We start from the raw sequence: 10,493 nt of genomic DNA on the forward strand, positions 1-10,493 counted from the left end.
TTACCGTAGCCAACAAGTGGTTGCCATGTCAACGGCTGGCTGATACCAGCAAGCCATATTTCGGGGAGGCTTGAGCAGCGCATGCCGAGCGAAAATCTGGTTTTCGATCCGCGCGATCCTGATGTGATTCAACAGCCTCTGAAGACGTTGCTGCGGTTGCAAGCAGATGATCCCGTGCATTGGTCACCGCTTCTGAAGGGTTGGGTTTTGACCCGGCACGACGATGTGAAGGCCGTGCAATTGAACCAGGGCATTTCGTCGGACAGGCTGACGCCGTTTTTCGAAAACCAGCCGGGCGCCGAACAGGCCAAGCTGCGAGATCTTGTTCACTATCTGAACACCTGGGTCGCCTTCAAGGACCCGCCTGATCATACGCGTTTGCGCGGCTTGCTGAACAAGGTGGTGACGCCCGGCGTGATGCGCGGGCTGGAGGAGGGTATTGCCGAACTGGCTGATGGGCTGCTTGACCGGATTGCGGCGCGTGGCGATGGTCGGTTCGAATGTATCAGTGAGTTTGCCAATCCGTTGCCGGCGAGCGTGATCATGGACCTGCTGGGCGTTCCGCGGGGAGACATGAACACACTGCGCGACTGGTCGATGCTTTTGCAGCCATTTCTCGGCAATGCGACAGCTTCGGACGACAAATATGAGAGTGGACGGGCCGGGATTGTGGCGATGGCCGACTATTTTCGGGATGCCGTTGCGGACCGGCAGCGACGGCCGCGCGAGAATGTGATTTCGCATTTTGTCAGCCTGCAGCAGGCCGGGCAGATCAGCGATGATGAGGTGATTGGATCGTGCATCCTGTTTCTGTTCGCCGGCCATGAGACGACCACGAACCTTATTGGCAATGGCATCAGAGCGCTTCTCGCCAATCCGGAACAGAAGGCGCGGCTAGTTGCAGATTCTGGGCTGATTGCTGGCGCGGTGGAAGAAATGCTGCGCTACGAAGGGCCTACGGGTGCCGTTGTGCGCGTGGTGAAGGCACCGTTCGAACTGCGCGGGAAGATGCTCAAAGCAGGCGACCGGGTTTTTGCCATGGTGAATGCCGCCAACCATGATCCCCTTGTGTTCGAGGCGCCTGAGCGTTTTGACATTGGGCGCACGCCCAACCGGCACCTGACCTTCAACCATGGCATCCATTTCTGCCTGGGTGCGCCTCTGGCCCGGTCGGAGGGGCGCATTGCCATTGGCCGTTTTCTGGCGCGCTTCCCTGATGCCAAGGTAGAGAGCGATACGGCAGTTTACATGGACACACTGACCATGCGCGGTGTGCGGGACATGTGGATGCTGACCAGTTGATGCGGTATGTTCATGGATTGATAGCGAAAAAGATCCTGCGATGACGGAAGCGGCCTTTGCCAGTCTGACAACAATCTGGGCGACCCACGCCCGTTTTGCGCCTGACCGGACGGCAGCGATCTGCGGCGACAGGCAGCTGAGCTGGGGCGAATTTGACCGCGGAACCAACCGGGTGGCCAATGCGCTGCTGGCGCTTGGGGCAGGCCGTAATGTGCCTGTGGCACTGGTGATGGGCAATTCGCTGGAAATGCTGCTTCTGATGTTCGGCATCGTAAAGGCCGGGGCCTGCATGGTGCCGGTGAGCGGGATGCTGGCGCCGCCCCAGCTGGCGGGAATGTTGGCGGACAGCGGGGCCGAGACGGTGTTTGTTTCGGAAGACTGTCGCGGGCTGGTGGAGGCTGCCGGGCTGTCGGACAAAATCCGGCGGATCGCCATCGGTTTTTCGGCGGATGGCTGGGTGGATGGCGACACGCTTCTGGCCGGGGCCAGCGCGGACGATCCAGGGGTGTGGAGCCGGCCGGAGGACCGCTTCAACATCATCTACAGCTCCGGGACGACCGGCTTGCCGAAGGGGATTGTGCAGAGCCACAGCGCGCGCACGCATTTTGCGTGGTCCAATGCGCTTGAGCTTGGCATGTCGCGGGACAGTGTGGCGCTGGCGACGACGGCGCTTTATTCCAACGGCACGATGTTCATGGTGCTGCCGCCGCTGCTGCTGGGTGGCACCGTTGTGATCATGAAGCAGTTCAACGCGGCGAACGCGCTAGCGCTGATCGAGCAGCATCGGGTGACCCATGCGTTCATGGTGCCGACCCAGTGCATTGTAACGCTGGATGATCCGGCATGTGATGCGCATGATCTTTCGAGCCTGAAGGGGTTGCTCTCGGCCGGCTCACCGCTGCGGGCCGACACGCGCGATGCGGTGGTGGCGCGGATGACGCCCAATCTTTTTGAACTTTACGGGTTCAGCGAGGGTTTCGCGACGATGCGCAAGCCGCAGGACCGACCGCGCCGTCTGGGTGCTGTAGGGCGACCGGTGATCGGCTTTGATATGCGCATTGTGGGCAGCGATGACGTCGAGTGTGGGCCGGGGGAGATCGGCGAGATTGTGGGCCGTGGCACAGGCACCATGATCGGCTATCACAACCGACCGGACCTTGATGAGGCTATCATGTGGCGGGACGCGGCCGGCGGGGCCTTCTTGCGAAGTGGCGATCTCGGCTTTGTGGATGACGAGGGATTTTTGCATATTGTTGACCGCAAGAAAGACATGATCCTTTCGGGCGGCTTCAACATCTATCCGGCGGACCTCGAGGCGGTGATCGGCGAGCATCCGGATGTGCAGGATGTGACGGTGATCGGCGTTCCGCACCCCAAATGGGGGGAGACGCCGATGGCGCTGGTGATCCCGCGCGGGACGCCGGATCCGGTGGTGCTGCTGGCATGGGCCAATGAGCGGCTGGCGCGGACCCAACGGCTGGCGGGGCTCGAATTGCGGACCGAATTTCCGCGCAATGCTCTCGGAAAGGTGCTGAAGCGGGAATTGCGCGCCGCCTGGGAACAACCAGCATGACAGACGTTTATATCGTTGGCAGCTATTCGAGCCGCTTCGGCAAGTTTTCCGAACGATCCCACAAGGACTTGGCGCGCGAGGCTTACATGGGCGTGTTGGCGGATGCCGGGCTGGCCAATGGCAACGACATCGGCATGGCCTGGTTTGGCAATTGCGGGATGTGGACGGACGGCCAGGGCAGCATTCGCGGGCAGGTTTGTCTGACGCCGCTGGTACGAGAGGGGCTGTTTCCGGAGCGGGTGCCGGTGATAAATGTGGAAGGGGGATGTGCCACCGCCTCGATTGCGCTGCATGGTGCATGGAAGGATGTGTTGAGCGGGCAGACTGACCTCAGCCTGGCCATGGGCGTGGAAAAGACGTTTTCGCTCGGTGCGCCGGAGAAGACGGTGCAGCTGTTTGATGGCGGGATCGACCAATACGACCGCGAGGAGTGGCTGAGCTATTATGCCGCGGCCGGTGTGGCAGCGGGTAAGCCATTTGCGCCGGGGCCAGGCCGAACGATCTTCATGGATACCTATGCCATGCAGGCTGCCTGGCACATGCGCACATATGGCACCACTGAGCGGCAGATTGCGATGGCCTGCGCCAAGAACCACCAGGCGGCCGTGCACAACCCCAAAGCGCAATATCGCTTTGCAATGACGGCCGACGAGGTGCTGGTGGACCGGCCGGTGAGCTGGCCGCTGACCCGGGCGATGTGTGCGCCGATCGGCGACGGGGCGGCGGCGGCTCTGGTGTGCTCTGGCGCGTGGCTGGCCCGCCAGCCAGAAGCGGTGCGGGGGCGGGCGGTGCGGATTGCCGCCAGCACCATGACTGCCGGTAAATATCGGCGACTGGACGAACCGGGGCTTTCGAAGCTGGCAGCTGAACGGGCCTACCGGGCGGCGGACCTGACGGCGAAGGACATCGACGTGGCGGAAGTTCATGACGCGACCTCGTTCTGCGAGATTTATCAAAGCGAGATGCTTGGCTTTTGCGGCATTGGCGAGGGTGGGCGGCTAGCGGAGAGCGGTGAGACTGCGCATGGAGGTGCTATTCCCATCAACCTTTCCGGCGGCCTGGTGAGCAAGGGGCACCCGGTGGGGGCGACGGGGCTTTCGATGATTGATGAATTGGTGTTGCAACTGCGCGGAGAGGCTGGTGCGCGGCAAGTTTTAGGCGCCCGCACGGCGCTGGCGGAGAATGGCGGCGGTGTCATGGGCTTTGATGAAGCGGCGTGCTCAGTGATCATCTTGCAGCGATGAGGCGGCGTTGCTCCGGGTTGAGTGGCAACCTCCCTTTAGGCTGACCGACATCCGGACATCACGTCGTGGCCCCGTGGGCGATCCCCTTAAGGTCAACTGCGTTACTTGCCACCACGGCATCAACCGTCCGCTTGGCGCGCCAAAATGCGGAAGCACTATCCAACTCTCAAGGCTGCGCACAATATGCCGATGCCAGCCTCCGCTTCCGCCGCAGACGCAGCGGTAGAAGCCATCTAAGCTGTTCTGCCGATGGCGCCGAAGCCGTTTGCCGCCATCGAGGCCAAACCTGCCGCTTGACCGGCTGCAGCGCGCGACAAATCAGCCTGGGGGCCGCAACGCCCCGGGCTTGTTGTCCGCCCTCTCGACATCGCCAACTACCCTCCTGCCAAAAGCGCTGCTAGCTTAGAAAAACACGGCGTTGGGGAGACACTGATGACCACTGAACACGCGACCGATCTCGATGTGCTCATCGTTGGCGCAGGCTTTTCCGGCATGTACCTAATCAATCGCCTGCGGGAGCTGGGCCTTTCGGTCCAGGCGATCGAGGCGGGCAGCAATGTTGGCGGAACCTGGTACTGGAACCGCTACCCGGGTGCCCGCGTCGATACGCAAAGTATCGAATACAGCTATTCCTTCGATCCCGATCTCGAGCAGGAATGGGTTTGGTCCGAGCGTTATGCTCCCCAGTCCGAGCTTCTCGCCTACGCCAGTCACGTCGCAGACCGGTTCGACCTGCGCCGCAGCATCCGCTTCCACACCCGCGTCACCGCCGCCCATTGGCAGGAAGCCGCAGAGCATTGGCTGGTCACACTTGGCAGCAGTGAAACCCTAACCGCCCGCCACTTCATCCTCGCCACCGGCTGCTTGTCGGTCCCCACCGACGTCACCTTCCCCGGCATCGAGGATTATCATGGCCGAATCATCCGCACCTCAAGCTGGCCGCGGGACGGCGTCGATTTCGCCGGCCAGCGCGTCGGCATCATCGGCACAGGCTCCTCGGCCATCCAGTCCATTCCCGAAATCGCCGCCCAGGCCGCACACCTTACCGTGTTCCAGCGCACCCCTAATTTCTCCACACCCGCCCACAACGGTCCGGTGCCCGAAGACGAGATGGCGCGCTGGAAGGCCGATCCGCGTGGCTATGCCGCCGCCTCCAAGGCCAGCCCCTACGGCTTCCAGAATGAAGTTCGCGAAGACAAGTTCATCTCAAGCGCCACGCCTGAAGAAATCGAGGCCGAGCTTGAGCGCCGCTGGCAAATAGGCGGCTTCCGCATCCTCAGCGCCTTCGCCGATCAAGGCATCGACGAACACGCTAACAAGATCGTCGCCGATTTTATCGCTCGGAAAATCCGTGAACAGGTCAAAGACCCGGTCGTCGCTGACAAGCTCACGCCCAAGGATCATCCCTTCGGCACCAAACGCCCCTGCGTCGATACCGGCTATTACGCCACGTACAATCGCGAAAACGTCTCCCTCATCGATTTGCGCGAATCCCCCATCGAAGCCTTTACCGTTAAAGGTATCAAGACCAGCGACACGGAATTCCCGTTTGATACCGTCATCCTCGCCACAGGCTTCGACGCCATGACCGGCGCCATCGAACGCATCGACATCCGCGGCCGCGGAGGCCGCACCATCAAGGAAGCCTGGGCCGCAGGCCCGGTCAACTATCTCGGTCTGCTGGTCGCCGGCTTCCCCAACATGTTTACCATCACCGGCCCCGGCAGCCCCTCGGTGCTCACCAACATGCTCAATGCCATCGAGCAGCATGTCGAATGGGTCAGTGATTGCATTGCTCATCTCGCCGCCTCACAGGCCGGCAGCGTCGAGGCCAGCGAACAGGCGCAACACGCATGGTCCCTGCACGTCGATCAAACAGCCGCCATCACGCTCATGCCCCGCGCCAACAGCTGGTACATGGGCGCCAACATTCCTGGCAAGCCACGCCGCTTCATGCCCTACGCCGGCGGTCTCAATGTCTACACTGACATCTGCAACACCGTTGCCGCCAAAGGCTATGAAGGCTGCATCATCCGCCGCGGCGAACAGATCCTCTCCGCCCAGCCCGAGTTCAACAGCTTGCCCGATCCAGCCCCTATCCCAGAGCCGCTGCTGCCGATCATCACCGAGCGCCTTGAAGCCTTCGAAGCCGCCCGCGCTGGCCAAGACCTAGCGGCGGAGTAGAACGCCGCGAGGTTCTGCGGTGAGGGCGGCAAAGCCAAGCTGCATCCGACAGCTGTTTGGGATGCCTGCGGCGGTGGCCGAGAAAGCCTCCGACGACTAGGGCCTCAGGCTCCATTCATGGGCAGAACGACGAAACCGATCCCGCGCCGCAGTCTATTGAAAGCGCGCCGCCCGCCGAAAGCTGGTGCCACACGAAATCTTGGGGTCCGGGGCCCGAGTCCCCAGTTGCCGGGGGCAAATGAAGCAGCCGGGAGGCCTTATCAACCACCGCCAGAGGCCTCTCAGGCCACCAGTCTCGAGCGCGGGCAGGACCTGCTTGGCTTGCCCGCGCTCGGCGGGCTTTTTGCCGCCAGCACGACGCCCAGTCTCAACGATGCCAAGATTCCCAACCGGCGCTTTCTCGCAGCGCTTTTCTGCCTCGGATTTATCCGGAAGGACGGCGTCACCCATCGCATCAACTGGCGCGATCTGAAGACCGAGGAACTCGGCAGCGTCTATGAAAGCCTGCTCGAGATCCGCCCGAGCCTCAGCGCAGCCGGCGAGTTCCAGCTCGGCAGCGGCGCCAAGGGCAATGATCGCAAGACCTCGGGCAGCTATTACACGCCTGACAGCCTCGTCGAATGCCTGCTCGATTCCGCGCTCGATCCGGTGCTGGAGCGCGCCGAGGCTAGCGGCGCCACGGCTGCCGAGAAGGTCGCGGCTATCCTGGCCTTGAAGGTTATAGATCCCGCCTGCGGTTCAGGTCATTTCCTGCTCGGTGCGGCGCGGCGGATGGCCGACCGGTTCGCCCGGCTGCGTAACGAGGATGCCGGCAAGGAAGATGTACAGGCAGCACTTCGCGATGTCGTGTCGCGTTGCATCCACGGCGTTGACCGCAACCCCATGGCGGTCGAGCTCGCCAAGGTGGCGCTGTGGATCGAAAGCGTCTCGCCTGGCCAGCCGCTTGGTTTCCTCGATGCCAATATCCGCTGCGGCGATGCTCTGCTCGGCGTCTTCGATCTCGGGGCGCTCGACGACGGCATTCCCGATGAGGCCTACAAGCCACGGACCGGGGACAACAAGGACGCGGCGAAGTTCTATTTGCAGCGCAATCGTGATGCCAAAAAGGGCCAGGGCCAGCTTGATTTCGCTGCGGGCGGCGGCGCGATGCCGCCCCGGCGGATGGCGGCGGGGCTGGGCACCATCAAATCCATGCCTGAAGATACTGTGGGGCAAGTCGAGAAAAAGCGCGCCGCGTTCGAAGCCTGGAAGGCCGATCCCGCCAGGTGGAACGTGGCGGTGGCCTGCGATCTGTATATGGCGGCCTTCCTGCTGCCCAAGGTGGAAGTGCCTGCCAGCCATCTGCGCGGGTTGGTGCCGACCACGGCCGAGGTGCGCACCAAGCTGGCGGGTGTCTAGACAACGGTTGGGACGTGTCGGGATGCAGTACCGATGATCAAGTCTGCGAAGCTATGGCCCTCATGGAAGACTGGGAAAATGACGTCGATAGTCCGGTAATCGTGGAGCCGGCAGAGGTACCGAACAACACGGCGTCCCCTAGGCGCGCGGAAACGCCCAGCCCGACGTTGCCGCAATGGCGCCGGCAAGATCGTGGAAAGTTTCGCCGGAAATTGTCGCGCGGTGGATGCGGTCGTGGACGGGGATGCTTAGGGCATCGTCGCAAGCTCTCTGCACATGGGCACGGGATTAAGGAATAGCGGATCGATTTCGGCAATCGGCAGGCACGATGGATTGCTCTGCACCAGATCTTGGATAGCAGCCTCGCTCATCCCGGGGCCGCCAAGGCCCATGGCCAAGGGGACCAACGGCGTAGACGTTGTTCCACCATGTGCGATCAGGAGCGGCGTTGCGTGCTGTCGTGACATTGATTGATTCGATCATCGGGTGTGAAACAACTTCTGATCGGTCACGACTCGAGGTTGGTATCTAGTTGTGCAACGGCAAAGCGCCTGTAGCTGCTAACAAGCAAGTGGTTTCGCTGATGGCAAAATCAACCGGCTATCATTGACTGGTCGGTTACATGTCTGGCTTGGCGTCGACGACCCAGTCGCGACCCTTTGCCGTCACCGTGAATTATGCCTGAAGCGCGGGTGTGAATTCGAGATAACCTTCGCGCTTCAACCTGCTGATCTCGATACCGGCCATCACGAGGCTGCTTCTGGACTCCAGAAGGAAACCATCGAAACCTCACGCCAAAAAGCCCAAGGTAAGCCACGATCGTTTCCTACTTTCCAGTCACTACGACACGGCCGAGAAGCTTTCTCGGATGTCGTCCCCGGCTCCGCCTGCGACAGCTTCTCCGATGCTCGTGACCGATTTTATCGAAAGTAGATGGACAGTGGCGGAGATCGACGCTGAATCAGAACTTGCGCACCCCACTATATCTGACAAATACGGTGCTTGGGGTCGGGGGACTGAGCATTGGTGGAAATGGCTGGCTTCGTTACTGCCATGCTCGAACATGGCAGTGTTAAAACGAGCGAACGGCTGCTGTACCCAGCCGATGTCTACGGCTTTGGAAACTGTGTCACCGAGGCAGGGGTCCCATTAGTTTTTTACTGTATCAGTGAAATCTCGGTAGCCATTCACGCGGTCGATCGGTCTTTGCAAACAGGCGTACTTGGTGGTCTGGGCTCACTAGTGCTGCCTCCTGTATCGGTCATCCGTCCCACCGAGATGATGAGCGCTTGATAGCTGATCCCGCTCCGTTCCTGTCTTGTTGCGTGTCGGTCGATCTGGAAATCCATCCAAAGTCGGCGCGGCTCTTTGCCTTTGCCGCCGTTCATGGTGACGCATCGATCAGGCATAACGGCGGCGCGCTTGATCCCGCACTCGATCGGCTGGAGGTGTTCTGCGAAAAAGCCGAGCACATCATCGGCCACAATATCCTGCGCCATGACATCCCGCATCTTGTCGCCAACAGGGCTCGGCTGGCTGTTCTGGCGGCGGCGCCGGTTGACACGCTCTGGCTCAACCCGTTGGCCTTTCCGCGAAATCCTTACCACCATCTCGTCAAACATTACCGTGACGGGCGGCTCCAGGCGGGACATATCAACGATCCCGAGAAGGACGCAAACGCACGGCTGGCGTTGCAGTTGCTTGCGGATCAGATCAGCGCTTTCGCAAAACTGGCGCAGCAGGCGCCGGACGCGCTGCTCGCGTATCATTACTTGACGTCGCGCGGCGAGGGATCAGTCGGCTTCGACGCCCTTTTTCGGCACCTCCGCGGGCCTGCGCCCGATTTCCCTGCTGCGCATGCTGCCATCCGCCGACTGCTGATGGGTGTCGCTTGCAGCCACCGTTTAGAGCAGACCCTTGGCCGCCTGTCGGACGAGCGGATCGGCTGGCCAATGGCGTATGCGCTATCAGGGATACCCGAACGCCATGACGCGCTTGAACGCGTCCGGATGGGCGACGCGGCGATCTTGCTGATCTCGCCAAAACAGTTGCGCTCTCCCTCGATCCGCTCAGCGCTGCAACAGCGGGAGGTCAGCCTTTGGGTACTCGACGAGGCGCATTGCGTCTCAAAATTGTGTTTAGCCTAAAAAAATAAGCCAAAAACCCTTTAGAACCAATGGTTTGAGCAAGGACGAGACCTCCAAAAAGACTTACACATGTCTTACACATTTTGGAGTTCTCGTAATGCCGACAGAAAGCCATCTGCTGATGGATGGAGCGCTTCACGTCTATCGGCGTGAGAACAGTCGCTATTGGCAATGCTCGACCTATCTGGGCAGCCTCAATCATCGGCAGACCACCAAAGAGGTCAGCCTTGCTGCCGCCAAGGACTTCGCACGCGACTGGTATATGGAGCGTTGCGTAGAGGATCGCCAACGCCGACGTGGGGGCGTTCCCTTGCTGGACAGCCCCGTCCAGCCTCTTATCGCCGGACCCGGCGCGTCGGCCGATGGTCGGCGTCGGCGAACGCCAACTGGTCCGAGTTTCGAGGATGCCGCCAATGCGTTCACCAGTGAGTTTGAGGTTATCACGCTAGGCGAACGCAATGCTGGATATGTGAAGTCGAAGTCCGATCTCATCCGCGTCCACCTCTTGCCGTTCTTTGGCGATACGGCCCTTGAAGACATCACGGCTGGCTGTCAACGGCGGTCGGATTCCAGGCCAGTGTGGCGGTGTAAAAGCAGGCCATTTTCGGTGCGGCCCGGTTGTTTGCAAAAAGGCCCCCGATCGGG

General features: G+C 61.2%; 8 protein-coding genes and 1 pseudogene. All 9 read left to right on the plus strand.

Annotated elements, in window-relative coordinates:
* Positions 1-81 precede the first annotated feature (81 nt).
* Entirely contained in the window at positions 82-1,302 is a 1,221-nt protein-coding gene (locus tag FHS79_RS15640; protein WP_184202277.1) for a cytochrome P450, read from the plus strand.
* Positions 1,303-1,342: 40 nt separating this feature from the next.
* Entirely contained in the window at positions 1,343-2,875 is a 1,533-nt protein-coding gene (locus FHS79_RS15645; protein ID WP_184202279.1) for a class I adenylate-forming enzyme family protein, read from the plus strand.
* Positions 2,872-4,119, plus strand: a complete 1,248-nt coding sequence (locus FHS79_RS15650; protein WP_184202281.1) for a thiolase family protein — start codon at positions 2,872-2,874, stop codon at positions 4,117-4,119. Before FHS79_RS15645 ends, FHS79_RS15650 begins: the two co-directional genes overlap by 4 nt.
* Before the next feature lie 73 nt (positions 4,120-4,192).
* On the plus strand, positions 4,193-4,345 hold the full coding sequence (locus tag FHS79_RS19465; RefSeq protein ID WP_207792390.1) for a hypothetical protein: 153 nt from the start codon (positions 4,193-4,195) through the stop codon (positions 4,343-4,345).
* 236 nt (positions 4,346-4,581) lie between these two features.
* The gene (locus tag FHS79_RS15660) at positions 4,582-6,303 is read left to right on the plus strand and encodes a flavin-containing monooxygenase (RefSeq protein ID WP_243453356.1); all 1,722 of its coding nucleotides are present in this window, start codon (positions 4,582-4,584) and stop codon (positions 6,301-6,303) included.
* A gap of 321 nt (positions 6,304-6,624) precedes the next feature.
* On the plus strand, positions 6,625-7,701 hold the full coding sequence (locus FHS79_RS15665) for a DNA methyltransferase (protein WP_243452940.1): 1,077 nt from the start codon (positions 6,625-6,627) through the stop codon (positions 7,699-7,701).
* 1,026 nt (positions 7,702-8,727) lie between these two features.
* Entirely contained in the window at positions 8,728-8,994 is a 267-nt protein-coding gene (locus FHS79_RS15670; protein WP_184202285.1) for a hypothetical protein, read from the plus strand.
* Positions 8,995-9,026: 32 nt separating this feature from the next.
* The gene (locus FHS79_RS15675; protein ID WP_184202286.1) at positions 9,027-9,848 is read left to right on the plus strand and encodes a DEAD/DEAH box helicase family protein; all 822 of its coding nucleotides are present in this window, start codon (positions 9,027-9,029) and stop codon (positions 9,846-9,848) included.
* 97 nt (positions 9,849-9,945) lie between these two features.
* Positions 9,946-10,493: pseudogene (locus tag FHS79_RS15680) on the plus strand (hypothetical protein); the annotation flags it as partial.

The sequence above is a fragment of the Polymorphobacter multimanifer genome (genome assembly GCF_014205635.1).
Classification (GTDB): domain Bacteria; phylum Pseudomonadota; class Alphaproteobacteria; order Sphingomonadales; family Sphingomonadaceae; genus Sandarakinorhabdus; species Sandarakinorhabdus multimanifer.